The following is a 25,127-nucleotide window of genomic DNA, read 5'->3' on the forward strand; positions in this document are numbered from 1 at the left end:
AAGCTACGACTCGGGAAGGCAACCGTACGGTGTACCGTACAAAGGTGACCGTCGAACATCCGGGAAAGGGCGACCCCGCCCGCAGCCTCGCCCTCCTCTGGCGCACCAGCGAGCGGGCCAGCCGCAAGGGAAAGCCGGAGCTGAGCGTCGAGCGCATCGTGCGCGCCGCGATCGAGGTGGCCGACGCCGAGGGGCTGCAGGCGCTGTCCATGCGCCGCGTGGCCGAGCGGCTGGGCGTCGGGACGATGTCGCTCTACACGTACGTGCCGGGCAAGCCGGAGCTGTTCGACGTCATGCTCGACACGGTCTACGGCGAGACCGCCCGCCCCGACGACGTCCCCGGGGGCTGGCGGGGTCGCCTGGAGCAGATCGCCCGCGAGAACCTCGCGCTCTACCTGCGCCACCCGTGGCTGCTGCAGGTGGCCGCGAGCCGCCCGGTGCTCGGCCCCAACGTGACCGCCAAGTACGACTACGAGCTGCGCGCCGTGGACGGCATCGGCCTCAGCGACGTGGAGATGGACGCGGTGATCACCCTGATCACCGGCTTCGTGCACGGCACGGCCAGGGGCGCGGTGGAGGCGGCCCAGGTCGAGAGCCAGACGGGTCTGACCGACGAGCAGTGGTGGGCCGCGCACGCGCCCTTCTTCGCGCGCATCGCCGACACCGAGCGCTGGCCGGTCGCCACCCGCGTCGGCCAGGCCGCCGGCGAGGCCCAGAACGCCGCCTACAGCCCGGAGCACGCCTTCGAGTTCGGCCTGCAGCGGGTGCTGGACGGCATCCAGGCCCTGGTCGAGCGCCGCACTACGTAGCTCTGTAGAACTCCACCGGCTCGGGCGGCAGCGGGGTGTTGCCGAGGATGAGGTCGGCGGACTTCTCGGCGAGCATCATGACCGGCGCATAGATGTTGCCGTTGGTGACGTAGGGCATGGCGGAGGCGTCCACGACGCGCAGCCCGTCCAGGCCGTGCACGCGCATGGTGTCCGGATCGACCACCGACAGCTCGTCGGTGCCCATCCGGCAGGTGCACGACGGGTGGAGCGCGGTCTCGGCGTCCTTGGCCACCCACCTCAGGATGTCCTCGTCGGTCTCGACCTCGGGGCCGGGGGAGATCTCGCCGCCGTTCAGGCCGTCCCAGGCGGGCTGGGACAGGATGGCCCTGGCGTGCCTGACGGCCTCCACCCACTCGCGGCGGTCCTGCTCGGTGGACAGGTAGTTGAAGCGCAGCGCGGGCTTGACCCTCGGGTCCGCCGAGGTGACGCGGACCGAGCCGCGCGCGTCGGAGTACATCGGGCCGATGTGCACCTGGTAGCCGTGCCCGCCGGCCGGGGCCGAGCCGTCGTAGCGGACCGCGAGCGGCAGGAAGTGGAACATCAGGTTGGGGTAGGCCACGTCCTCGTTGGAGCGGATGAAGCCGCCCGCCTCGAAGTGGTTCGTGGCGCCGGGGCCGCGCCGCAGGAACAGCCAGTCGGCGCCGATGAAGGGCCGCCGCCACAGCTGCAGCGACGGCTGCTGCGACACCGGCCGCAGGCAGGCGTGCTGGACGTAGACCTCCAGGTGGTCCTGGAGGTTCTCGCCGACGCCCGGCAGGTCGTGCACCACGTCGATGCCGAGGGGTTCGAGCAGTGCGCGCGGGCCGACGCCCGAGACCTGGAGGAGCTGCGGGGAGTTGATCGCGCCGCCGCACAGGATCACCTCGCCGGCGTCGATGCGCTCGCCCCCGACCTGTACGCCGACCGCGCGGGTGCCCTCGAAGAGCACCCGCTCGACGAAGGCGCGGGTGCGGACCGTGAGGTTGCGGCGGCGGCGCACCGGATGCAGGTAGGCGCGGGCGGCGCTGAGCCGGCGACCGCGGTGCACGTTGCGGTCGAAGGCGGCGAAGCCCTCCTGGCGGTAGCCGTTGACGTCGTCGGTCAGCGGGTGCCCGGCCTGCTGCACGGCGGCGAAGAACGCCTCGAACAGCGGTCCCTCGGCCGGCCCGCGCTCCAGCTTGAGCGGCCCTTCGCCGCCGCGGTAGTCGGTGCCGGGGTCGGCGAGGCAGCTCTCCATGCGCTTGAAGTAGGGCAGGCAGTGGGCGTAGTCCCAGTGCTTCATGCCGGGGTCGGTCGCCCACCGCTCGTAGTCCAGCGGGTTGCCCCGCTGGAAGATCATCCCGTTGATGCTGCTGGAGCCGCCGAGCACCTTGCCCCGCGCGTGGTAGACGCGCCGGTCGTTCAGGTGCGGCTCCGGCTCGGACTCGTACTTCCAGTCGTAGCGGCTGTTGCCGATGGGGAACATCAGCGCGGCCGGCATGTGGATGAAGACGTCCCACAGGCTGTCGGGGCGCCCGGCCTCCAGCACGAGCACTGACGTGGCGGGGTCGGCGCTGAGCCGGTTGGCCAGGGCGCAACCGGCCGAGCCGCCGCCCACGATGACGAAGTCGAACCTCAACGGGGGATCCAGTCCTTCCACACGATCTTGTTCTGCGCCACCCACTCGGCAGCGGCCTGCTCGGCCGTCTTGCTGTCGTTGATCATGGCGCTCGCGACCCGGTTCTGGTCGTCGTTGGTCCAGGTGAAGTTGCGGACCAGCTCGTAGGCCCGGCCGCCCTTCTCGGCGAAGCTCCGGCTGACGATCTTGTCCAGCAGGTAGGGCGGATAGTCGCAGGCGACCCTGGCCGTGTCGGCGTCGCAGCCGACGGCGTACGCGGGCAGCGCGATCTTGACCAGCTTCACCTTCGTGAACAGCCATTGCGGCTCGTAGAAATACATGAGCAGCGGCGTCCGGTTCTTCGTCGCCTCCTGGGCCGCCTTGATCAACGCGTCCTCGCTGCCCGAGTAGACGACCTTGTAATTCAGGCGGAGGTTGCGCACCAGAGCCTCGTCGTTCGTCACGAACGTCGGGTCGCCGTCGAGGATCTGACCGGCGTTTCCGGTTTTTTCGGTCCGGAAGAGGTTCGCGTACTTATTGAGGTTTCGGTAGTCCGTAATGTCGGGATATTTCTTGGCCATCCACTCGGGGACGTACCACCCGATCACTCCTTTGTTGCCGGTGAGCCCGGCCGACAGCGCGACCTTCTTCTGCTCGATGTACTGCTTCTTCAGGTCGGGATGGCCCCAGTTCTCGATGATGACGTCGACCTTGCCGGTCTCGAAATCACGCCAGGACACTTCCTCTTTCATCTTCCGGGTGTTCACCGTGTAGCCCAGCTCGTGCTCCAGCAGGTGGCCGAGCACGGCGGCCTGGGCCTCGTAGCCCACCCAGGCGTGGATGTCGAGGTTGACGGTCTTCTTGGCGCCGGTGGCGGCGCCGGGCTCCTCGCCGGAGCAGGACGTCAGGAGCAGAACGGCCGCGGCCAGCGGCGCGGCGAGCGTCTTCAAGCGCATGAGAGGTCTCCGGGGCCGCGACCCGCCGAGGGGCCGCGGCCTGAAGGGGTCACTTGGGGATCCAGGCCTGCCACTTGGCGGTGTTGGCCTCGACCCACTTCTTGGCTGCCTGCTCGCCGGTCATGCCGTTGTTGGTCATGTCGTTGGCGACGGCGTTCTGGTCGTCGTTCGTCCAGTTGAAGTTCTTGACCAGCTCGTAGGCCTTGCCGCCGGTGTCGGCGAACTTCTTGCTGACGATCTTGTCGAGGTCCATCTCCGGGTAGTCGCAGGCGACCTTCTTCGGGTCGGCGTCGCAGCCCTCGGTGTACGCGGGCAGGTTCACCCGGACGAGCTGGGTCTTGTTGAACAGCCAGTGCGGGTCCCAGAAGTAGAACAGCAGCGCCTTCTGCTGCTCCTGCGCCTGCTGGGCGCCCTTGATCAGGGCCGCCTCACTGCCGCCCACCACGACCTTGAAGTTCAGCTTGAGGTTCTTGATCAGGGCGTCCTCGTTGCTGACGTACGACGGGTCGCCGAACAGCAGCTGGCCCTTGTCGCCGGACTCGGAGGTCTTGAACAGGTCGGCGTACTTGTTGAGGTTCTTGGAGTCGGTGATGTCTGGGTACTTGTCGGCCATCCACTTCGGGATGTACCACCCGATCACGCCCTTGTTGCCGGTGGAGCCGGCCTCGACCGCGACCTTCTTCTCCTCGATGAACGTCTTCTTCAGGTCGGGGTGGCCCCAGTTCTCGATGATGACGTCGACGCTGCCGTTCTCGAAGCCCTCCCAGGCGAGCTGCTCCTTGATCTCGGGCAGCTCCACGGTGTAGCCGAGCTCGTTCTTCAGCAGGTAGGCCACCACGTTGGCGCTGGCCTCGTACCCGACCCATGGGTTGATCGCGATCTTGACGGTGCCCGCCGAGCTGCTGGAGCCGCCCTGCGGGGCGCCGGCCGAGGCGCTGGGGGAAGACTCGACCGTGGCTCCGCCGCACCCCGCGGCGGCCATTCCAAGAGCGAGCAAGCCTGCGAGCAGGCGGATCTTCATGTGCTTTTCCTTCTGTGGGGGGAAGGGCGCCGGTCAGCGCCCTGCGTGATGCGGTCGAGCATGACTCCGAGCAGCACGGTCGCGACGCCGGCCACGAAGCCCAGCCCGAAGTCGGTGCGCTGGGAGAAGCCGACCACCACGTCGTAGCCGAGCGCCCCCGCCCCGACCAGGCCGCCGACGACCACCATGGCCAGCGTCATGACGATGCCCTGGTTGGCGGCCAGCAGGATCGCTCGCCGGGCCATCGGGAGCTGCACCTTCCACAGGAGCTGGCCCGGGGTGGAGCCGGCCGACACGGCGGCCTCGACGACCTCGGCGGGCACGGCCTTGATGCCGTCCTCCACCAGGCGCACGACGGGCGGCACGGCGTAGATGATCGAGGCGAAGATGGCCGTGAACCTGGTGGTCTCGAACAGCGCCAGCGCGGGCAGCAGGTAGACGAAGGCCGGCATGGTCTGGGCGGCGTCCAGCAGCGGGCGCTGGACGGCGGAGTAGCGCGGCGAGCGGGCCGCGGCCACCCCCAGCAGCAGGCCGATCATGAGGGTGATCAGCACCGCGAGCGCCACCGTGGTCATCGTCTGCATGGCGTGCTCCCACGTGCCGAGCAGCGCGATCGCCAGCAGGCAGCCGAGCGCGGTCAGCGCCGCCCGGGGGCCGCTCACCCGCCAGGCCACGGCCAGCACGGTCAGCGCGACCAGCCACCAGGGGGCCGAGGTGAGCAGCGACTCCAGCGGGTTGAGCAGCAGGACGGAGGTCTGGTCCTTGACGAACGTGGTGACCGGATACCAGCTTGTCTCCGCCCACCGTACGACGGCGTTGATCTCGGCCGTGACGTTGAGCGTCCAGCCCTCCGGCCAGGCGCGCGGCAGCACGGGGATCAGCGCGAGACCGGCCGCGGCCAGCGCGCCCGCGGCGGCGAGGTCGAGCCGGCGCGGCCGGGCGTGCGGGCCGCGGCGGGCGAGCGCCGTCGTCATCCGGTCGAGCACGATCGCCATGACGACGACGGCGACACCGGCCGGCAGCATGATGCCGACCTGGGCCCGCGACAGGCCGCGGATGATGTCGCCGCCGAGCCCGGGGGCGGCGATCAGGTTCGCGATGACGACCATGGACAGGGCCATCATGATGGTCTGGTTGACCGCCAGCGCGATCGTGGGCCGGGCCAGCGGCAGGACGACCTTGAACAGCGTCTGGCGGCCGGTGGCGCCGAGCGACCCCGACGCCTCGACCGCCGTGGGGGAGACCTCGGAGACGGCGAGCGCGGTGATGCGGATGGCCGGCGGGATCGCGTAGATCATCGTGGCGATGGCCCCGGCCGGGGCGCCGATGTGGAAGAACAGCGCGAGCGGGGCCAGGTAGGCGAACGTCGGCATGATCTGCATGACGTCCAGCACCGGCGTGACGGCCCGCCGCACCCGCGCGGACCGGCCCGCCCATACGCCGATCGGGACGCCGATCGCCAGCGACAGCAGCACCGCCACCGCGACCAGGGCGAGCGTCTCCACGCTGGACTGCCAGAGGCCGAGCACGCCGAACGCGCTCACGCCCGCCACCGCGAGCAGCGCGATCCGCCAGCCGCCCGCGAGCCAGGCCAGGCCGCCCAGCACGCCGGTCAGGCCGGGCCAGCCGAGCGCCGTCAGCGCCCCGGAGAACAGGTCGTAGAGCGAGCCCACGAAGAGCCGGATGTAGTTGAGGAAGTAGAGGAACAGCGGGCTCTCGTTGCGATGCTCGTCGATCCACTCGCGCAGCTCGGTGACGGCGAGGAACTGCGGGGCCTCCTTGTCGTGCGGCAGCGTGCCCGTGCCGCGGAACACCAGGTAGGCCACGACGATCAGCGCCGCCACGCCGGCCGGTGCCGCCCAGCGGGGGAGCCTGAGCCTGGAGGGCGCGCCGACCGCGGTGGTGCTGCTCATGCCCCCGCCTTGGCCGGCGTGTCCTGGCCGGACAGGAAGGTCAGCAGGTCCACCCGGTCCACGACGCCGGCCAGCTCACCGCCGTCGACGACCCGGATCGGGCGGGCGGAGGCCGAGGCGACGCCGATGGCGTCCTTGACCAGGGTGGTGGCAGGCAGCTCCGGCCCGTCCAGCGCCTCGCCGGGCTCGGGGGAGCGCATGATCCAGCGCAGGGTCAACACGTGGCTGCGCGGCACGTCGCGGACGAAGTCGGCCACGTAGTCGTCGGCGGGCGCGCCCACCAGCTCCTCGGCCGTGCCGAGCTGCACGATCGAGCCGGCCCGCATGATGGCGATCCGCTCGCCCAGCTTGAGCGCCTCGGACAGGTCGTGGGTGATGAACACCATCGTCTTGCCGACCTCGCGGTGCAGGCGGACGACCTCGGCCTGCATGTCGCGCCTGATGAGCGGGTCGAGCGCGCTGAACGGCTCGTCGAACAGCATCACCTGCGGGTCCACCGCGAGCGCCCTGGCCAGGCCGACGCGCTGCTGCATGCCCCCGGAGAGCTGGTCGGGGTAGGCGTCGGCGTAACCGTCGAGGCCGACGAGGGAGAGGATCTCGCCCGCCCGCGCGTGCCGGTCGGCCTTGGGCGTGCCCTGGATCTCCAGGCCGTAGGCGACGTTGTCGACCACCTTGCGGTGCGGCAGCAGGCCGAAGTGCTGGAAGACCATGCTGACCTGGTGGCGGCGGATCTCGCGGAGCCGGGCGGGCGAGGCGCGGCCGACGTCCTCGCCGCCGATCGTGATCGTGCCCGCGGTGGGCTCGATCAGCCGGGTCAGGCACCGGACCAGGGTGGACTTGCCGCTGCCCGACAGGCCCATGACCACGAAGACCTCGCCGGGGCGTACCTCGAAGCTCACGTCCCGTACCGCGGCGGTGCAGCCGGTCTTCTCACGCAGCGCGGCGGGTTCGAGGTGCCGGTCCTCGCTGTCCAGCACTTTCCGCGCCCTGGAGCCGAAGATCTTCCAAAGGCCCCTGACGCTGATTGCCGCGCTGTCGGGAGAATCCCCCACTACTCGCCCTCCTCGTTTGCCGTCGCTCAACATATGGCGTGTTTAATGCCGATCTCAACGGTGTGACCGTCCGGAGACCCGCGTGCTTCCAGGGCGTTATTGCTTTGAAACGTTCAAACCGCCCATTAGGCGACAGTGGGTGGGTCAAAGGTGCATTTCAGGCTGGACCGGTCCGGAACGTGGAGCTCCAGATTTTGTCGCACGTACCACACAGATAGATTTTTGTCGCGATATGTTTGGGTAGCTTACCTGCCACGTGATGTGTTCCAATTACCGGCACTTGCTGATTTCCTCAGGGGACACAGGCCCCCCCTTATACGCCGATTCGGGCGAGGTGCGTTCCGGTGACTACACAGCTGGGCCAGAGGAGGCAGACCGGCGAAGGCAACTGGCGGCTGCGCAACTGGCGGGTACGGGCACGGCTCGTGGCGCTCATCCTCATCCCCACGGCCGCCGCCGTCCTGCTGGGCGGCATCCAGGTGCTGGCATCCACCTCCGCGGCCGGCGACTACGCCAGGACGAACCAGTTCGCCCGGCTGTCGGAGGAACTGGGCGCGCTCACCCACGCCGTCTCCGGCGAACGGGCCAGGATGTCCTGGTACATCGCCCGCAACCGGCCCGCCAGCGTGCTCAGCGACGTCCAGAACCAGATGGACGAGAGCGACCTCGCGGCCAGGGACGTACGCGCCATCGCCCGCGAGCTCCTCGGCGAGGTCACCGGCCGCACCGCCGACCAGCTCGAACAGCTGCTCAACCGGCTCGACGACCTCATCGCGCTGCGCAAGCAGGCCCTGGAGGCCAACCTGCTGCCCGGCCCCGCCGTCGAGCTCTACACCACGGTCATCGACGACCTGCTCGCGACGCACAACGAGCTGATCAAGGGCAGCTCGGACGACGAGCTGTTCCGCCAGACCCGCATGCTCGACGCGCTCGCCCGGGTCAAGGAGAGCGTCGCCTACCAACAGGCCCTGGTGACCGTCGTGCTCACCGAAGGGGCCTTCGACCCCGACCAACTGGAACGTTTCCTCGGCCAGCAGGCCGGCGAGGCCGCCGAGCGCAGGGCCTTCGCCGCCGAGGCCACCGCCGCCGAACGCCGCTTCTTCGACGAGACCGTCAACGGCAACGTCGCCGAGCGCATGTTGTTCCTGCGCGAGCTGGTGCTCATCAGGTCCACGAGCGGCCTGCCGCTCCGCGGCCTGGACCTGTCCAAGAAGGACGACGCCAGGGAGTGGTTCGAGGCGTCGAAGGCCGTCGTGGACGCCATACGCAAGGTCGAGGAGCGCCAGGCCGCCGGCATCCTCGCCCGCAGCGAGCAGCTCAGCGACGCCGAGCGCCGCAGCGCCTACGTCGTCGCGGCCGCCGTGCTCGCCCTGCTGGTGGCCGTGCTGCTGGTCACCACCGGCGTGGCCCGCTCCATGGTGCGGCCGCTGCGCCGGCTGCGCAGCGAGGCCCTGGAGATCGCCGGACACCGGCTGCCCGCCTTCGTCCAGCACCTGCGCGAGTCCAGGGACGGCGCGATCGAGGCCGAGGTCCCGCCCATCGGCATCTTCACCAAGGACGAGGTGGGCGAGCTCGCCCGCGCCTTCGACGAGGTGCACCGCGAGGCCGTACGGCTGGCCGGCGACGAGGCCCGGCTGCGTTCCAACGTCAACGCCATGTTCGTCAACCTGTCGCGGCGCAGCCAGACCCTGGTCGAGCGGCAGCTCACGCTCATCGAGAAGCTGGAGCGCGGCGAGCGCGACGACACCCGGCTGGCCGACCTGTTCAAGCTCGACCACCTCGCCACCCGCATGCGCCGCAACAGCGAGAACCTGCTGGTCCTCGCCGGGCAGGAGGCCGCGCGCAAGTGGAGCGAGCCGGTCGAGATCATGGACATCGTGCGCGCCGCGCTCGGCGAGGTCGAGAGCTACGACCGGGTCAGCATCCAGGTGCAGTCGGACGTCGCCATCGCCGGACAGGCCGTCACCGACGTCGTGCACCTGCTCGCCGAGCTGGTCGAGAACGCGGTGTCGTTCTCGTCCCGCGACACCAAGGTGATCATCTCCAGCAGCCGCATCGACGGCGGCTCGCTGCTGCTGTCGGTCACCGACAACGGCATCAGCATGACCCAGGAGGAGCTGGCCGAGGCCAACCACCGGCTGGCCAACCCGCCCGTCGTGGACGTGTCGGTGTCGCGGCGCATGGGCCTGTTCGTGGTCGGGCGGCTGGCGCTGCGGCACAACATCCGGGTGCAGCTGCGCCGCCAGGACGTCGGCGGGCTGACCGCGATGGTGCTCGTCCCGCCGATGCTGCTCACGGCGGTGAACGGCGCGCTGCCCGGTCACCCGCAGCAGGGGCAGCCGCCGATGGCCGCCATGCCCTCCCGCCCGTCGATGGCGTCGATCCCGCCCGCACCGGCCGCGCCGCCCTCGTCGCCGGCGCCGTGGCAGCCCGCGGCGGCCCCGGCGGCGCCCTTCGCCGGGCATCCGTCGTTCGACGCGGCGCCGGTCGAGTCGTCGTCCTGGTTCAGCTCGCCGCACACCGGCACAGGCAACGGCACAGGCAACGGCACCGGCAACGGCTCGGCGTCGCTGGAGGCGCCGCACGTGACGGGGTCGTACCCGTCGTTCGCCACGCCGCTGCCGTCGTACCCGGCCGAGCCGTCCAAGGACGAGTTCCTGCCGATCTTCGCCTCGGTCGAGGACGAGAGCAGCTGGTTCAGCAAGCCCGCGCCCACCGCCGACCACCGGGAACGCGACCCCGGCTGGTCCTCGCCCGCCGACACCGGCTGGCAGGCCGCCAGCACCGCAGCCGAGCCCGTTCAGGGCGGGACCACGAGCTCCGGCTTGCCGAAGCGCACGCCGAGAGCGAATCTGGTACCGGGCACCGCGAACCCCCAACCGCCGCCCGCTCCCGCTCCTCCGCTGTCCCCCGACCGGTTGCGCAGCAGACTGGCCAGCTACCAGCAGGGCGTGCGCAAGGGCCGGTCCGAGCTTGAGGAGGACTCATGAAGGAGCTGAGTCAAGCTGCCAGGGACATGAACTGGCTGGTGAGCAGCTTCGTCGACGAGGTGCCCGGCGTCGCGCACGCCGTGGTCGTCTCCGCCGACGGCCTGCCCATGGCGTTCTCCCGGGGGTTCCCGAAGGACCGCGCCGACCAGCTCGCCGCCATCGCCGCCGGCCTGGTCAGCCTCACGGCGGGCTCGGCCCGCGTGTTCGAGGGCGGCGGCGTGACCCAGACCCTGGTCGAGATGGAACGCGGCCTGCTGCTGGTCATGTCCATCAGCGACGGCTCGTCGCTGGCGGTGCTGGCCGCGCCCGACTGCGACATGGGGCTGGTGGCTTACCAGATGACGATCCTGGTCGAGCGCGCGGGACAGGTGCTCACGCCCGCGGTGCGGGCGGAGCTGTCCGGGCGTCCGTGGTAGGGGGAGGCGATCGTGGCATCGTGGCACAACGGTGAGGCCGAGCCCGAGCGCAGCTCGCTGGTGCGGATGTACGCTCTCACGGGCGGCCGCACCACCCCGCGCAGCGCTCTGGCGATGGAGGCGCTCGTGTCCTCTGCCACGTCGGCGCAGCTCGGCCCCAGCTATCCCCGCGAACATCGGGCGATCAGCGAGCTGTGCCGCCAGGTAAGATCCGTTGCGGAGATCTCGGCTCTGCTGAGTGTTCCGCTCGGCGTGGCCCGGGTGCTGGTCGCCGACATGGAGGCGGACGGTCTGGTCCGCGTCTACCAGCCGCAGCTTGAGGCGGGCCTGCCGGATCGCGGCCTGCTCGAAAGGGTTCTCAGTGGACTTCGCAGGCTCTGACGCCGGGCTCACCTCGACGAAGATCGTGGTGGCCGGCGGGTTCGGGGTGGGCAAGACCACGTTCGTCGGCGCGGTCTCGGAGATCATGCCGCTCACCACCGAAGCGGTGATGACCGAGGCGTCGCAGGGCATCGACGATCTGGCGCACACCCCTGGCAAGACCACCACCACGGTGGCCATGGACTTCGGCCGGCTCTCGCTGGACCGGGACCTGATCCTCTACCTGTTCGGCACGCCGGGACAGCACCGGTTCTGGTTCATGTGGGACGACCTCGTGCGCGGCGCCATCGGCGCGGTCGTGCTGGTCGACTCGCTGCGCCTGGCCGACGCCTTCCCCGCCGTCGACTACTTCGAGGAGGCGGGGATCCCGTTCGTCGTGGGGCTCAACGGCTGGAACGGCGAGTTCCCGCACGTCGAGCACGAGGTGCGGGAGGCGCTGACGCTCTCGGCGCACGTGCCGATCGTGCGCACCGACGCGCGCGAGCGGCAGGCGGTCAAGAGCACCCTGATCACGCTGGTCGAGCACGCCCTCGCCGCCCGCGCCCGCTGACCATCCCCGCACTACGCCCGCCGTACTATGACTGGGCCGCCCACCAGTAGGCCGCGACCAGCTCGGCCACCAGCGTCTCGGTGAGCAGCGCCACGTCCGGGTCGTCGTCGTGCGCGTAGCGGACGGTGGCCGCGGCGTCCTTGATCTCGGCGCCGACGCTCACCACCGTGGAGCCGCGCTGGCGCACCCAGTCCATGGCCTGCTCGTCGTACCGGGAGCCGGGGAAGAGCAGGGCGCGGTAGTCGAGGGTCTTGGTGAGGTAGACGTCCACGTGCGACCAGTCGCCGCTCTCGCAGGCGTCGGCCGGGCGGCGCGGGCCCTCCCGCAGCATGAGCGCCGACTGCTCGGCCGACGACAGCCGCTCGGCGGGGGCGACCGTGTAGACGCCGTGCGGGCCGTCCAGCAGCTCCATGGTCAGCGGCAGCCATTCGTCCCTGCGGTCGAGCAGGTCGGCGGTGGCCTCGGCGGTGCGGCCGAGCAGCCCGGCCAGGTCCAGAGGCCGCCCGGTGAGCCGGCTCTCCAGCGCCAGCAGCAGCGCCAGGGTGTGCTGGAAGGTGCGGCAGGCCACGCCGCCGCGCTCCTCGCCGGCGTGCATGGGGATGGTCGCGCGGGCCTGCCCGGCGAGGGCGGAGTCCGGCCGGTTGGTGAGGGCCGCGACGAAGGCCGGGCCGCCGGCGTAGCGGTCCACGGCGTCCAGGGTCTCCCTGCTGCCACCGGTGGCCGAGATCGGGATCACCAGGGTGTCCGGCGTGGCCGGGTACGTCGCCGCCGCCGAGGCGTAGTCGGCGTAGGCGTCCACGCCGGCGGCGCGCAGGCGCAGAGCCGCGACCCCGGCCGCGTACCGGGAGCTGCCCATGCCGAGGAACAGCACCCGGCGCGGGTCCGCGGGCAGCTCCGCGAAGGGGTCGGCGGCGGCGAGCGCGGTGGCCAGGTCGGCCAGGGCGGCGGGCTTGGACTCCAGGTCGGACAGGTAGAGCTCGGCATTCACGACGGGTTCTCCTCGGTGTACCAGGTGCGCAGGACGCCCATGGGGGCGTAGCGCCAGCGGGGCAGGTGCCGGGCGGCGTAGATCAGCTCGCGGCACTCCTGCTCGATCTCGAACGGGCGGATCAGGCCCTCGTCCAGCAGGTCGGGTCGGCCGCGCGCGGCCAGGCGGGCGCGGTAGGCGGCGAGCAGGCCCGCGCGGGCGCGACCGGCCCAGTCGGCGGCCCGCTCGGGCGGCGTGCCGCGGCGCTTGATCGCGACCTGGGCCACGTGCTCCAGGCTGGTGGTGAGCTGGGCGACGTCGCGGGCGGCCGGCTGGCAGGGGTCGGCGTCGGTCACCGTGGGGTTGCCGTCGAAGTCGATGACCGCGTAGCCGTCGCGCCACCGGAGTATCTGGCCCACGTGCAGGTCGCCGTGGATGCGGATGAGGGGCGAGGCGATGGGGGCGTCGAGGGGTTCGAGCTCGTGCCTGAGCCGGTCGGCGCGGGCGGCCAGCCACTGCCCGTCCTCGCCGTCGGTGAGCTCCAGCGCCTCGGCCAGCGCTCCCGCGGCCCGTACGGCGGCGGCCGACGGCAGCTCGGCCGCCGCGGCGGTGGGGAGGGTGGACAGGGCGAGGTGCAGGTCGGCGGCCAGGCGGCCGAGGTCGGCGGCGAACGCCGTGTCACCCGCCTCGGCCTCGTCCACGCACCACTCCCAGCCGTCCCTGGCCTCGGGAAGATAGCCGGTGGCGAGGGCGAGCAGGCACTCCCGGCCGTCGACAGGGCCGGTCAGGGCCGCGTAAGGAGGAGCTGTGTCGTTGAACCCGGCCTCAACGAGGTGGGAGAGGATCTCCGGGGTGGGATGGGGCAGCGGTACGGGTGGGGTCAGCCACTTCACGACCACTTTTTCGGCCACCACCACCGAGTAGTTCGTCTGGTCCACGTGGGGGCCGAAGTCCCGTTCACGCGGGACCCCGATGTGCAGACGTGCCGGGTCGTGCGAGAGGGTTGGCAGCGGCAGGAACCTGCGCACGCCGAAAGGCGGCGGCACCTCCCCCTCCAACACCGTGAGAAGCGCGGCGGTGAGCCCGCGGTCTCGTGCGGTAAGTGGTTTCTCACCGAGAGAGACCAACCGCTGCGCTATTGAATCCCAATTCAACTGGTAGACCAAACTTCCAGGTAGCAATGTGGTGAAAAGTCTTGCTCATGTTGATTCGTGCTGCAACACTCCTACCCTGGTCTGCTGTGTCCGGTAAGGTCGCGCGACCCCTCGTACATCGCACATCAAGAAGGAGTAGCGGCCGTGTCCCGTATCCGGTTCACCCGTCGTCTTCCGGCTGCCGTCGCGGCGGCCGGCCTCGCGCTTGCCGTCGCGGCGTGCGGCGGTGAGTCGTCGAACAGCTCAGACGGCGCGACCGCGGCGGCTGCAGAGGAGCTCAAGCCCAACGCCGACCTGTCGAAGCAGTCGCTCCAGGTCACTGTATGGGACGGTTACACCCCGAAGGAGCTGCCCGAGAAGGCCAAGGAGAAGCTCAAGGTCTCCGAGGTCAAGGTGGGCCTGCACGCCACCAACGAGGAGGCGATGGCCAAGCTGACCGCCTCCGGCGACAGCGGCATCGACGTGGCCTTCGTCTCCGGCCAGTACGCCCAGGCGCTCAACGAGCAGGGCCTGCTGGAGCCGATTCACGCCGAGCTGGTCCCCAACCTGGCCAACCTCTACCCGGAGGCCGGCCAGCTCTCCTACGACAAGGGCAACAAGTACTCGGTGCCCTACACCTGGGGCACCACCGGCATCTGCTACCGGACCGACCTGGTGAAGAGCGTGCCCACCAGTTGGAACGATCTCCTCAAGCCCCCGGCCTGGGCCGACAAGAAGGTCACCATGATGACCACCGAGCGCTGGCTGGCCCTGCCCGCGCTCAAGCTCCTCGGCTACTCGGTCAACACCGACAAGGACGAGGAGATCGCCAAGGCCAAGGAGCTGCTGCTGGCCGCCAAGCCGCACTTGCTCGCCTACGACGACACGACGTTCGGCGACAAGCTCGTCTCCGGCGAGGCCGTTATGGTCGAGGCGTGGGACGGCTGGTGCCCGACCACCGAGAAGAACATCAAGTTCGCGGTGCCGAAGGAGGGCAGCGACCTCTGGGTGGACACCATGGTGATCATGAAGTCCTCCAAGAACAAGGAGGCCGCGCACGCCCTGATCAACTACATCCTCGACCCCGAGATCCACAGCTGGGCCGCCGAGAACATCAACTACAAGGTGCCGAACAAGGCCGCCATGGAGCGCGTCAAGGCTCCCGAGGGCTCGCTGCTCGGCATCAAGCCGGCGGAGCTGCTCGACGGTGAGTCGATCATCGACCTCGGCCAGGCGTCCACCAAGTACACCCGGCTTTCCAGCGAAGTCACGGCGCAGTCGTAGTCAGTGCAGTGAAGTCTGAGGCAAAGGCCCGGCCGGCGCCCCGCGTGCGGGGCCGCCGGCTGGGCGCATTCGTTTTCCTGTCACCAGGGCTGACATACCTGGTGGTGCTGCTGCTCGTGCCGCTGGGCCTGGTGCTGAGCTACACGGTCTTCCAGCGCGGGCGCTTCGGCGGCGTGGTGTACGAGTTCACCACCGAGAACTTCACCCGCCTGATCGACCCGCTCTACCTCGGCGTGGTCGGCAACTCCCTGCGCATCGCGGCCCTCACGACGCTGATCGCGCTGCTGATCGGCTATCCGACGGCCTACCTGATCGCGCAGCTTCCCTCCAGGTGGAAGACGCTCGCGCTGGTCGCGGTCGTGCTGCCGTTCTGGACGAACTTCATCATCCGGGTCTACGCCTGGATCATGCTGCTGAGCGGGCCGGGGCTGGTCAACAGCGCGCTCGGCAAGCTCGGGCTGGGGCCGTACGAGCTGCTCTACCACGAGGGGACGATCGTCACCGGGTTGCTGTACTCGTACCTGCCGCTCATGGTGCTGCCGTTGTACTCCGCGATCGAACGGCTGGACCCGCAGCTGCGCGAGGCGTCGGCCAACCTGGGCGCCTCGGCGTTCACCACGTTCCGCAAGGTGACGCTGCCGCTCAGCGTGCCGGGCGTGCTGACCGGCTGCCTGTTCGTGTTCGTGCCGAGCTTCGGCAACTTCGTCATCCCCGAGATGCTCGGCGGCAGCAAGTCGACCATGGTGGGCAACCTCATCCGCGACCAGTTCCTCAAGGCGCGCGACTGGCCGTTCGGCTCGACGCTGGCGCTGGCGCTCATCGCGGTGCTGGTCGCGCTGCTGATCGTGCAGGCATGGGCGGCCCGCCGTGCGTAGGTCCAAGCTGCTCTACGTGCCGTTCTGGGCCACCTACGTCTTCCTCTACCTGCCGATCCTCGTGCTGGTCGTGATGTCGTTCAACTCCGGCGACTCGGCCTACACCTACGAGGGCTTCAGCCTCAAGTGGTACGGCGAGCTGGCCGGCGACGAGCGCATCAGGACCGGCGTGGTCAACACGCTCGTCGTGGCCGCGGGCTCCACCGTCATCGCCACCGTGCTCGGCACCCTGCTCGCGGTCGGCCTGGCCCGCTACACCAGGTCGAAGACGCTCGACGCGCTCGCGCTGATGCCGGCCGTGCTGCCCGACCTGGTGCTCGCCATCGGGCTGCTGGTGTTCTACAGCGCCATCCAGCTCACGCTCGGCCTGTACTCGGTGACGCTCGCGCACGCGCTGTTCTCGATGGCGTTCGTCGCGGCGGTGGTGCGCACCCGGCTCACGGGCGCCGACACCTCGCTGGAGGAGGCCTCGCGCGACCTCGGGGCCGGGCCGGTCGTCACCTTCATGAAGGTCACGCTGCCGCAGCTCACGCCCGGGATCGTGGCCGGGGCGCTGCTGGCGTTCACGTTGTCGCTGGACGAGTTCGTGATCGCCTTCTTCACGATCGGGAACGCCGAGCCGACGCTGCCGATCGTCATCTACTCAATGGTTCGTTTCGGGGTGACCCCGAAGATCAACGCGCTGGCCGCGATCCTGCTCCTGGTGAGTTTCACCGCGGTGATCGCCGGTCAGCGGATGACCAGGATCGGGGAGTCACGTGCTCAAGATTGACGGCGTCAGCCGCAGCTTCGGCAGCGTCACCGCGCTGGACGACGTCTCGCTCCAGATCGAGCAGGGCGAGTTCTTCGCCCTGCTCGGCCCCTCGGGCTGCGGCAAGACCACGCTGCTGCGCATCATCGCCGGGTTCGAGACGCCCGACAGCGGGCGGGTCTCGCTCGACGGCGAGGACCTGCTGTCCAAGGCGCCCAACCGGCGGCCGATCAGCCTCATGTTCCAGTCGTACGCGCTGTTCCCGCACATGACCGTGGCCAAGAACGTGGCCTACGGGCTGGAGCGCGAGCGCCTGCCGCGTCAGGAGATCAAGCAGCGGGTCGGCGAGGTGCTGGAGACGGTCGGGCTGTCGGCGCACGCCGGCCGCAAGCCCGCGCAGCTCTCCGGCGGCCAGCGGCAGCGGGTGGCGCTGGCGCGTTCCATCGTCAAGCGGCCTCGCCTGCTGCTGCTCGACGAGCCGCTGTCGGCCCTGGACAAGAAGGTCCGCGCCGACATGCAGCTCGAACTGAAGCGGCTGCAGCACGAGGTCGGCATCACCTTCGTGGTCGTCACGCACGACCAGGAGGAGGCGATGTCGCTGGCCGACCGCATCGCGGTGTTCGACACGGGCCAGGTGCGCCAGGTGGACGCGCCCGTGACGCTCTACGAGCGGCCGAGTACGCCGTTCGTGGCCGACTTCGTCGGCGCCAACAACCTGTTCCGCGGCCTCGCCACCGGCCTCGACGCGCTGCGCAGCGAGGACTTCGGGATGCTGGCGGGCACCCCGCTGGAGGAGCTGGCGGCGGACACGCCCGCGCTGCTCGCGGTGCGGCCCGAGCGGATCGAGCTGGCCGACGAGAACGCCGTCAGGGGCATGGCGGGCACCGTGGTGGACGTCAGCTTCTACGGCGGCGTCTCGCACGTCTCCGTGGACGTCCCCGGGCACCCCAAGCCCGTCCTGGCGGCCGTTCAGGGGGCCGGGACGGTGAAGCCCGGGGCCGAGGTCAAGGTGCGCTGGAACGCTGAGGACGCCGTCATCATGGCGGATCCTCAGTGAGAAAGATCATTGCCGGTCGCCGCCCGCGCGTACGACAGGATCAGCTCCGCGGCCTCCGCGGGCCCGATCACCGGGTGCCGGGCGGTGATGCGGTAGCCGTAGGCGTCCTCCAGCGCCACCAGGTTGCGCGCGATCGACAGCGAGTCGGCGGCCAGGGTGAAGACGCCCAGCGCCGCCCCGGTGTCGAGGATCGCCTGGTACATCGACACCTGGCGGTCGTAGAGCGAGGTGAGCAGGACGCCGTAGACGCGGTTGCGGCCGGCGGCGCCGCCCAGCTCGTTGAGCAGGCGCACGTCGGGGTCGAGCGGCCCGGTCGGCAGCCCGGAGCGGATCGTGACGACCAGTTTCTCGGCCGGGTCGGTGAAGTCGGCGAGGCGGCGCAGGCGCAGCTCGTAGAAACGTTCCATGCCGGCGTGCTGCGCCTCGACCAGCAACTCGCCGAGGTCGGGGTAGTGGTAGAGCACGGCGCCGGAGGTGAGCCCCGCCTCCTCCGCGACGTGCGAGAGCTGCACGCCGTCGACGCCGTGGCGGATGATGGCTTTGCGCGCCGCCTCGATCAAGTCGATGCGCCGGTCACTCCGGCTTTTACGCTGAGCCACCCTCACCACCTTCACTCGTTGGGCTTCCGTTCAGTTAGCCGTGACCATAGTGCCCGTTACTTGACCATCACGCCAGCCACGTTTTTGAATTAGCCTTCAACTCTCTGAAACCCCCTCTCCCGGAGTTCCGATGTCACTCACGTTCCTGTTCATGCCGGAAAGCGCGTACGGCCCGACCAACAACTCCATCGGGATCGGCGACATTCTGCGCCGTCGTGGCCACCGCGTCGTCTTCGCCGCCGAGTCGTCCTGGAAGGGCAAGCTGGAGGCTCTGGGCTTCGAGGAGGACCTGGTCGACCTCGCCCCGCCGCCCGAGAACCCCGACGAGCAGGACGCCGGACAGTTCTGGAAGGACTTCATCCGCGACACGGCCCCGGAGTACCGCAAGAGCACCAAGGAGCAGCTCGACACGGTCACCAAGCCGATCTGGGGTGAGCTCATCGACGGCGCGAAGTACTGCGAGCCGCAGCTGAAGGCCATCATAGAGCGAGTGAACCCGGACGTGATCATCGAGGACAACGTGATCACCTTCCCGGCGCTCCTGACGACGGGCAAGAAGTTCGTCAGGATCGTCTCCTGCCAGCCGCTGGAGGTGCGCGGCGCCGACGTCCCGCCGGTCTTCTCGGGCCTGCCCGCCGACGACCGCAGCGAGTGGGACGACTTCCGCGCCGAGTACGACCGCACCCACCGCGAGCTGTGGAGCGCCTACAACGAGTGGTGCGTCGAGCAGGGCACGGCCCCGCTGCCCGACCTCGACTTCATCCACGAGGGCGACCTCAACCTCTACGTCTACCCGGAGATCCTCGACTACGTCGACCGCCGCCCGCTGGGCCCGTCGTGGCACCGCCTCGACTCCTCGGTGCGCGAGACCGACGAGGACTTCACGCTGCCCTTCGAGCGCCGTCCGGACGCCGCGCTGATCTACTTCTCGCTCGGCTCGCTCGGCTCGGCCGACGTCGGCCTGATGCAGCGGGTGATCGACGTGCTGGCCACCACGCCGCACCAGTACATCGTCTCCATGGGCCCGCTGCACGAGGAGATCAAGCTCGCCGACAACATGTGGGGCGCGGAGTTCCTGCCACAGACTAAGATCGTCCCTCAGTGCGATCTGGTCATCACGCACGGCGGCAACAACACGACCACCGAGGCTCTGCACTTCGGCAAGCCCATGATCGTGCTGCCGCTGTTCTGGGACCAGTACGACAACGCCCAGCGGGTCTCCGAGCTGGGCTACGGTGTCAGGCTTTCGACCTACACCTTCGAGGACGACGAACTCACGGGGGCGATCGCCCGGCTGCTCGGCGACACCGAGCTGCGGGAGCGGCTCGCCGCCGCGGGCGAGGAGATCCGGCGTCGCGACGGCCTGCGCAAGGCCGCGGACCTGATCGAGCAGCTCGGCCAGTAAGGACATGACCTTCCATGCGTGAACTGATCAACCCCGCCACCGGGCTCCCGTGCGCCGAAATCGCGGACACGCCGGTGGAGGGCGTGGCGCCGGCCGTGACGGCCGCCCGTGCCGCCTACGCCGAGTGGTCCGAGACCACCCCGGCCGAGCGCGCCAGGCTGCTGCTGCGGCTGGCCGACCTCGTCGAGGCCGACGCCGAGGAGCTGACGAGGCTCGAGGTGGAGGAGACCGGCAAGCCCGCGGCGGTCTTCCGCGACGGCGAGCTGCCGTTCGCGGTGGACAACCTGCGCTTCTTCGCCGGGGCCGCCCGCTCGCTGGACGGCTCGGGCGCCGGGGTGTTCAGCTCCGGCTACACCTCGGTCATGCTGCGCCGCCCCGTCGGGGTGGTGGGGTCGATCTCGCCATGGAACTTCCCGTTCATCATGGCCGTGTGGAAGGTCGGGCCCGCGGTGGCCGCGGGCAACGCCGTGGTGATCAAGCCGGCGCCGCAGACGCCGCGCACGACGCTGCGCCTGGCCGAGCTGTTCGCCAAGGCGGGCGCTCCCGAGGGGCTCGTCCAGGCGGTGACCGGCGGCGCCGAGGTCGGCCAGGCGCTGGTCACCGACCCGGGCGTGGACATGGTCAGCGTCACCGGCTCCACGGAGACCGGCCGGGCGGTGATGACCGGCGCGGCGGCCACGCTCAAGCGGGTTCACCTGGAGCTGGGCGGCAAGGCGCCGGCGCTGGTCTTCGCGGACGCCGACCTGGCGGAGATGGCCCACGGCGTGGCGATGGGGGCGACGTACAACACCGGGCAGGACTGCACCGCGGCCACCCGGGTCTACCTCGCCCGCGAGATCTACGACGACGCCGTGGAGGCGCTTCGGGCAACTCTTGCCGAAATCTCCTACGGCGACCCCTGGGACCCGGCCACGGACATCGGCCCGCTGATCTCCGCGGCGCACCGGGAGCGCGTGCACGGCTTCGTGGAGCGTTCCGGCGGCCGGGTGCGGCACGGCGGCGCCGTGCCCGAGGGGCCCGGCTTCTACTACCCGCCCACCCTTGTGACGGATGTCGCACAGGACAGCGAGATGGTCCAGGGCGAGCTTTTCGGTCCGGTGCTCGTGGCGCTGCCGTTCGACGGCGAGGACGAGGCGGTCCGGCTGGCCAACGACACCCGCTACGGGCTCGCCTCGTCGGTGTGGTCGCGGGACGTCTCGCGGGCGCTGCGCGTGGCGCACCGCCTCGACGTGGGGGTGACCTGGGTCAACGATCACCTGCCCATCGCCAGCGAGGCGCCGCACGGCGGGGTGAAGGGCAGCGGGTTCGGCAAGGACATGAGCCAGGAGGCGGTCCTGGAGTATTCGGTGACGCGGCACCTGATGGTGAAGCACGCGGCACCCGCCGAGCGGGATTCGTTCCGGCCCGCTTGAAAACGTGTACGGCGAAATGCACCCTAAAGCTGTGCTTTGGGCGTGTTTGATGGGATATGTCTGGTTGGCCGATCTGGTACGGACTGTGTTCCAATTACCCAGCCGGACGGAATCCCATGCGCCACACGCGTGTCTGATTTCTTTCGAGCACGTACCGGCGAGAGGTTGCGAGAGTCAGTGAGGACGGAAAACCCCAGGCATACGAAGTCGGGGGAGTACACAGGCGGCAGGTTCCGGCTGGCTAACTGGCGTGTGCGCTCCAGGCTGGTCGCTCTGATCCTCATCCCCACGGTCGTGGGCGTGCTCCTCGCCGGCATCCAGCTTGCCGACGCCATCGGGACCAGCGCCGAGTACCGGCGTCTGACCCAGGTCGCCGAGCTGGTCCAGAAGGTCGGCGCGCTCAACCACGAGCTCGCCAAGGAGCGCACACTCACGGCGTGGGCCGTCGCCACGGGCAACCGGGCCGGCCGCACGCTGCAGCTGAAGAACCAGCGCCAGACCACGGACAAGGTCAAGGCGCAGGTGCTCACCGCCGCCAAGGCCATCGACGACTCCCACACCAGCCGCGTCCGCGAGGGTGTGTCGGAGATGTCCCGCTGGCTCGACGGTCTCGACAGCCTCCGGGAGTCGATGGTCGGGAACGTTCCGCCGCAGGCCTCCATCCGGACCTACACCACCATGATCGGCATCTTCTCGTCGATCCAGGCGGGTCTGGCCGACGGCGTCAACGACGACCGCCTCCAGAGGGACATCGCGGCGCTCGGCTCGCTGCAGTCGATGAAGGAGGAGGTCTCGCGCCAGCAGATCATGCTGATCGTGGCGCTGGCCGAGCGGAAGCTGGACGGCGAGGCCCTGACCGAGTTCCTGGGCTCCTGGGACAAGCAGCAGGCCACCCTGGCCTCCTTCGAGGCCGAGGCGTCCGCCGAGGACCTCAAGGCCTACCACCAGAGCGTCAGAGGCCAGCAGATCGACCGCGCCGACTCCATGCGCCAGCGCGCGCTCGCCCAGATGCGCGAGTACAACAAGATCGGCGACCTCGACGTCACCACCCACCGCGACCTGAACAACTGGTACGACAGCACCACGCTGACCGCCAACGCCATGCGCAAGGTCGAGGACAACCTGGCCACGAAGATCGTGACCCGGACCCGTGAGCTGAGCGACGACGAGCAGCGCAACGCCATCATCTCCGGCGCGATGATCCTCGTGCTGCTGCTCCTGGTCCTGGTCATCACCACCCGCGTGGCCGGTTCGCTGGTCCGCCCGCTGCGCAGGCTCCGCGCCGAGGCGCTGCAGGTGGCCACCACCCGGCTGCCCGAGACGGTCCGCGTGCTGCGCGAGTCCGGCGAGGGCGCGCAGGTGCCGGAGGTCCCGTCCATCGGCATCAACACCCGGGACGAGATCGGGGAAGTGGCGCGGGCCTTCGACGAGGTCCACCGCGAGGCGATCCGGCTGGCCGGCGACGAGGCCAAGCTGCGCGCCAACGTCAACTCCATGTTCGTCAACCTCTCCCGCCGCAGCCAGACGCTGGTCGAACGGCAGCTCCAGCTCATCGAAGGTCTGGAGCAGGGCGAGGAGGACGAGCAGCGACTGGCCAACCTGTTCCGCCTCGACCACCTCGCCACCCGCATGCGGCGCAACAGCGAGAACCTCCTGGTCCTCGCCGGCCAGGAGGCCGCGCGCAAGTGGAGCGAGCCGGTGCCGCTGGTCGACATCGCCCGTGCCTCGCTGTCGGAGGTCGAGAACTACGAGCGGGTCCAGATCTCGATCGCGTCCAGCACGCTGATCGTCGGCCCGGCCGTCACCGACGCCGTCCACCTGCTCGCCGAGCTGATCGAGAACGCCATCTCGTTCTCCCCGCGCGAGAGCAAGGTCACCGTGACCAGCACCCCCGCCGAGGGCGGCGTCCTGATCACCATCAACGACCAGGGCATCGGCATGAGCCAGGAGGAGCTGGGCGAGGCCAACTGGCGCCTGGCCAACCCGCCGGTCGTGGACGTGTCGGTGTCGCGGCGCATGGGCCTGTTCGTGGTCGGCCGCCTGGCGCTGCGCCACGGCATCCGGGTCCAGCTCAGCCAGCGCGAGAACGGCGGCCTGAGCGCTCTGGTGATGATGCCCGACATGCTCATCAGCGGCGGCGCCGGGGTGCCCCAGCAGGGCGGCCAGTACGAGGCGTTCACCTCGTTCGACCCGAGCATGTTCAACCAGCCCTCGGCCAACGGCACGCAGTCCGCCGCCAACCAGGTGCTCGACACCGAGTGGCCGGGCTCGCTGCCCGCGCCCGGCAGCACCGGCACGAGCTGGCCGTCCTTCGGCGAGCAGCCGTCGTTCGACCCGTCCGCCTCCGACCAGCCCTCCTTCGACCAGGCGCCGTTCGGCCAGCCCCGCTTCGGCGAGCAGCAGCCGGCCGCCTTCGGCGGCGACCGGCCCGGCCCGTTCGACCACGCGGGCTTCGACCAGCCGCCGGTGGCGACGCCGGGCGGCCCGGGTGTGGACGAGCAGCGCTGGCCGTCGTTCGCCGAGGAGCCTCCGCCCGCCGCGCGGCAGGAGGAGCAGCGCTGGTACTCCGACGAGACCGCCCGCTGGCCGTCGTTCGCCGAGGAGCAGCCTCCCGCGCAGCAGCAGCCGCCGCAGCAGCAGTCGTTCGCCGACAACCGCTGGCCGTCCTTCGCCGAGCAGCCGCCGCCGCTCGCGCCGGGCGACGAGCCGCGCTGGCCGTCCTTCGCGACCGAGCCGCCGAAGGAACAGCCGGACGACGCGTCCCGCTGGACCTCCTTCGCCGACCCGCTGCCGCGCAGGGGCCTGTTCGAGTCGGTCGACCGGCCGCGGCCGGCCTTCGGCCCCGACTACGTCTCGCCCTTCGACGAGGACCCCAAGCCCGCCGACCGCTACGAGCAGAACGGGCACTCCGGCCTCGGGGCCTTCAGCGCCGGCAACTACACCTCCCAGGACATGACCGGCCCGCTGCCGGTCGTGCGCAACTCGCCGCTGGAGGAGCAGAGCGAGGAGTTCCTGCCGATCTTCTCGTCGGTCGGCTCCGACTGGTTCCGCCGGCCCGAGCCCGAGCAGGTCAGGCAGCGCCTCGAACCGGTGGAGGACGAGCCCGAGGTCACCGCCGTGCACCCGGCCATCCCCGCCGACGCCACCGCGCCGCCACCAGCCGCGCCGCCCGCGCCGGCCGCCACGCCGCCGGCCGCGAGCGCGTCCAGGGCGTCGGGGCTGCCGCAGCGCCGGCCTGGCGCGTCGGGGGCGGGCGCGACCTGGTCCTCGCCCGCGGACGCCGGTTTCCAGGCCGCACAGGCCGCCGCGCAGCCGCAGCAGTCCGGTACGACGAGCTCCGGCCTGCCGCGCCGCGTGCCCAAGGCGAACCTGGTGCCCGGCACGGCCAGCCTCGCCGAGCCCCAGCCGACGTCTCCGCCGCCACAGATCTCGCCCGAGCGGTTGCGCAGCCGGCTCTCCAGCTTCCAGCAGGGTGTCCGGCAGGGCCGAGCGTTCACCCGCGGAGAGAATGAGGAGGACAAATGAGAGAGATGAGCCAGGGAGCGCGCGGCATCAGCTGGCTGATCACTGACTTCGTGAACAATGTGCCCGGAGTGGCGCACACGGTCGTGGTCTCGTCGGACGGTCTGCCGCTCGCGTACTCGGAGGGTTTCCCGAAGGACCGGGCCGACCAGCTCGCGGCCGTCGCCTCCGGTGTGATCAGCCTGACTCAGGGCGCCGCCCGGGTCTTCGAGGGCGGTATGGTGACCCAGACCGTCATCGAGATGCAGCGCGGGCTGTTGATGATCATGTCCATCAGTGATGGGTCCTGCTTGGCCGTCCTGGCCGCTCCCGACTGTGACATGGGGCTGGTGGCTTACCAGATGACCCTGCTGGTCGAGCGGGCCGGGCAGGTGCTGACGCCGGCCGTACGCGCTGAACTGCAGGCGGCCCGTCCCCGCTAGCCTGGGGGCGTCGAC

At 70.2% G+C, this 25,127-nt stretch carries 21 protein-coding genes; 13 read left to right on the forward strand and 8 right to left on the reverse strand.

Features of this window, described 5'->3' with window-relative positions:
* Positions 1-44 precede the first annotated feature (44 nt).
* A complete protein-coding gene (locus tag BMW85_RS43700) occupies positions 45-809 on the forward strand; it encodes a TetR/AcrR family transcriptional regulator (protein WP_091093423.1) in 765 nt (254 codons plus the stop codon).
* On the opposite strand, the gene betA is transcribed toward BMW85_RS43700, so the two are convergent.
* The 5 genes from betA to BMW85_RS43725 are packed head-to-tail and all read right to left on the reverse strand — an operon-like array spanning position 802 to position 7,273.
* Positions 802-2,427 carry a choline dehydrogenase gene (betA, locus tag BMW85_RS43705; protein WP_091093425.1) on the reverse strand — a complete coding sequence of 542 codons (1,626 nt, stop codon included), beginning with the start codon at positions 2,425-2,427 and terminating at the stop codon, positions 802-804. The two genes, BMW85_RS43700 and betA, sit on opposite strands and share 8 nt — an antisense overlap.
* Positions 2,424-3,362: an ABC transporter substrate-binding protein gene (locus BMW85_RS43710; protein WP_091093426.1), complete on the reverse strand. Its 939-nt coding sequence runs from the start codon at positions 3,360-3,362 to the stop codon at positions 2,424-2,426. Before BMW85_RS43710 ends, betA begins: the two co-directional genes overlap by 4 nt.
* Before the next feature lie 49 nt (positions 3,363-3,411).
* Positions 3,412-4,383 carry an ABC transporter substrate-binding protein gene (locus BMW85_RS43715; protein ID WP_091093428.1) on the reverse strand — a complete coding sequence of 324 codons (972 nt, stop codon included), beginning with the start codon at positions 4,381-4,383 and terminating at the stop codon, positions 3,412-3,414.
* Positions 4,380-6,296 (reverse strand): ABC transporter permease, encoded by a 1,917-nt coding sequence (locus BMW85_RS43720; RefSeq protein ID WP_091093429.1) that lies wholly within the window; start codon positions 6,294-6,296, stop codon positions 4,380-4,382. Before BMW85_RS43720 ends, BMW85_RS43715 begins: the two co-directional genes overlap by 4 nt.
* Positions 6,293-7,273 (reverse strand): quaternary amine ABC transporter ATP-binding protein, encoded by a 981-nt coding sequence (locus tag BMW85_RS43725; protein WP_342743506.1) that lies wholly within the window; start codon positions 7,271-7,273, stop codon positions 6,293-6,295. The genes BMW85_RS43720 and BMW85_RS43725 overlap by 4 nt, the downstream gene beginning before the upstream one ends.
* A gap of 419 nt (positions 7,274-7,692) precedes the next feature.
* Between BMW85_RS43725 and BMW85_RS43730 the strand changes: the two genes are divergently transcribed.
* Genes BMW85_RS43730 through BMW85_RS43745 form a run of 4 tightly spaced genes read left to right on the forward strand, consistent with a single transcriptional unit; the run spans position 7,693 to position 11,685 of the window.
* Positions 7,693-10,338, forward strand: a complete 2,646-nt coding sequence (locus BMW85_RS43730; RefSeq protein ID WP_091093433.1) for a sensor histidine kinase — start codon at positions 7,693-7,695, stop codon at positions 10,336-10,338.
* Positions 10,335-10,754 (forward strand): roadblock/LC7 domain-containing protein, encoded by a 420-nt coding sequence (locus BMW85_RS43735; protein ID WP_091093434.1) that lies wholly within the window; start codon positions 10,335-10,337, stop codon positions 10,752-10,754. Before BMW85_RS43730 ends, BMW85_RS43735 begins: the two co-directional genes overlap by 4 nt.
* Positions 10,755-10,766: 12 nt before the next feature.
* The gene (locus tag BMW85_RS43740) at positions 10,767-11,135 is read left to right on the forward strand and encodes a DUF742 domain-containing protein (RefSeq protein WP_091093436.1); all 369 of its coding nucleotides are present in this window, start codon (positions 10,767-10,769) and stop codon (positions 11,133-11,135) included.
* Positions 11,116-11,685: a GTP-binding protein gene (locus BMW85_RS43745; RefSeq protein WP_091093437.1), complete on the forward strand. Its 570-nt coding sequence runs from the start codon at positions 11,116-11,118 to the stop codon at positions 11,683-11,685. The genes BMW85_RS43740 and BMW85_RS43745 overlap by 20 nt, the downstream gene beginning before the upstream one ends.
* 25 nt (positions 11,686-11,710) lie before the next feature.
* On the opposite strand, the gene BMW85_RS43750 is transcribed toward BMW85_RS43745, so the two are convergent.
* Positions 11,711-12,673, reverse strand: coding sequence for an SIS domain-containing protein (locus tag BMW85_RS43750; RefSeq protein WP_091093439.1), 963 nt, complete (start codon positions 12,671-12,673; stop codon positions 11,711-11,713).
* Complete coding sequence (locus tag BMW85_RS43755; protein ID WP_143082611.1) at positions 12,670-13,698, reverse strand: aminoglycoside phosphotransferase; 1,029 nt, start codon at positions 13,696-13,698, stop codon at positions 12,670-12,672. Before BMW85_RS43755 ends, BMW85_RS43750 begins: the two co-directional genes overlap by 4 nt.
* A 252-nt stretch (positions 13,699-13,950) precedes the next feature.
* On the opposite strand from BMW85_RS43755, the gene BMW85_RS43760 reads away from it, so the two are divergent.
* Genes BMW85_RS43760 through BMW85_RS43775 form a run of 4 tightly spaced genes read left to right on the forward strand, consistent with a single transcriptional unit; the run spans position 13,951 to position 17,752 of the window.
* On the forward strand, positions 13,951-15,069 hold the full coding sequence (locus BMW85_RS43760; RefSeq protein WP_091093441.1) for a polyamine ABC transporter substrate-binding protein: 1,119 nt from the start codon (positions 13,951-13,953) through the stop codon (positions 15,067-15,069).
* A gap of 8 nt (positions 15,070-15,077) precedes the next feature.
* The gene (locus BMW85_RS43765) at positions 15,078-15,944 is read left to right on the forward strand and encodes an ABC transporter permease (RefSeq protein ID WP_245775430.1); all 867 of its coding nucleotides are present in this window, start codon (positions 15,078-15,080) and stop codon (positions 15,942-15,944) included.
* Positions 15,937-16,716, forward strand: a complete 780-nt coding sequence (locus BMW85_RS43770) for an ABC transporter permease (RefSeq protein ID WP_091093445.1) — start codon at positions 15,937-15,939, stop codon at positions 16,714-16,716. Before BMW85_RS43765 ends, BMW85_RS43770 begins: the two co-directional genes overlap by 8 nt.
* Positions 16,703-17,752, forward strand: a complete 1,050-nt coding sequence (locus BMW85_RS43775) for an ABC transporter ATP-binding protein (protein WP_091093447.1) — start codon at positions 16,703-16,705, stop codon at positions 17,750-17,752. Before BMW85_RS43770 ends, BMW85_RS43775 begins: the two co-directional genes overlap by 14 nt.
* On the opposite strand, the gene BMW85_RS43780 is transcribed toward BMW85_RS43775, so the two are convergent.
* Entirely contained in the window at positions 17,746-18,351 is a 606-nt protein-coding gene (locus BMW85_RS43780) for a TetR/AcrR family transcriptional regulator (RefSeq protein ID WP_245775431.1), read from the reverse strand. The two genes, BMW85_RS43775 and BMW85_RS43780, sit on opposite strands and share 7 nt — an antisense overlap.
* A 130-nt stretch (positions 18,352-18,481) precedes the next feature.
* Between BMW85_RS43780 and BMW85_RS43785 the strand changes: the two genes are divergently transcribed.
* The 4 genes from BMW85_RS43785 (at position 18,482) to BMW85_RS43800 (ending at position 25,112) form a co-directional block, all read left to right on the forward strand.
* Complete coding sequence (locus BMW85_RS43785; RefSeq protein ID WP_091093451.1) at positions 18,482-19,756, forward strand: nucleotide disphospho-sugar-binding domain-containing protein; 1,275 nt, start codon at positions 18,482-18,484, stop codon at positions 19,754-19,756.
* A 14-nt stretch (positions 19,757-19,770) separates the two neighbouring features.
* Positions 19,771-21,168 (forward strand): aminobutyraldehyde dehydrogenase, encoded by a 1,398-nt coding sequence (locus tag BMW85_RS43790; RefSeq protein ID WP_091093453.1) that lies wholly within the window; start codon positions 19,771-19,773, stop codon positions 21,166-21,168.
* 252 nt (positions 21,169-21,420) lie between these two features.
* Entirely contained in the window at positions 21,421-24,693 is a 3,273-nt protein-coding gene (locus BMW85_RS43795) for a sensor histidine kinase (RefSeq protein ID WP_177241186.1), read from the forward strand.
* Positions 24,690-25,112: a roadblock/LC7 domain-containing protein gene (locus BMW85_RS43800; RefSeq protein ID WP_020546551.1), complete on the forward strand. Its 423-nt coding sequence runs from the start codon at positions 24,690-24,692 to the stop codon at positions 25,110-25,112. Before BMW85_RS43795 ends, BMW85_RS43800 begins: the two co-directional genes overlap by 4 nt.
* Positions 25,113-25,127: the final 15 nt, after the last annotated feature.

It is taken from the genome of Nonomuraea wenchangensis, assembly GCF_900111685.1.
Lineage (GTDB): Bacteria > Actinomycetota > Actinomycetes > Streptosporangiales > Streptosporangiaceae > Nonomuraea > Nonomuraea wenchangensis.

Bases quoted from the DNA above. Each gene is read 5' to 3' on its own strand.
- BMW85_RS43710 (WP_091093426.1), bottom strand. From the start codon at position 3,362: ATGCGCTTGAAGACGCTCGCCGCGCCGCTGGCCGCGGCCGTTCTGCTC.
- BMW85_RS43715 (WP_091093428.1), bottom strand. From the start codon at position 4,383: ATGAAGATCCGCCTGCTCGCAGGCTTGCTCGCTCTTGGAATGGCCGCC.
- BMW85_RS43720 (WP_091093429.1), bottom strand. From the start codon at position 6,296: ATGAGCAGCACCACCGCGGTCGGCGCGCCCTCCAGGCTCAGGCTCCCC.
- BMW85_RS43735 (WP_091093434.1), top strand. From the start codon at position 10,335: ATGAAGGAGCTGAGTCAAGCTGCCAGGGACATGAACTGGCTGGTGAGC.
- BMW85_RS43785 (WP_091093451.1), top strand. From the start codon at position 18,482: ATGTCACTCACGTTCCTGTTCATGCCGGAAAGCGCGTACGGCCCGACC.
- BMW85_RS43790 (WP_091093453.1), top strand. From the start codon at position 19,771: ATGCGTGAACTGATCAACCCCGCCACCGGGCTCCCGTGCGCCGAAATC.
- BMW85_RS43800 (WP_020546551.1), top strand. From the start codon at position 24,690: ATGAGAGAGATGAGCCAGGGAGCGCGCGGCATCAGCTGGCTGATCACT.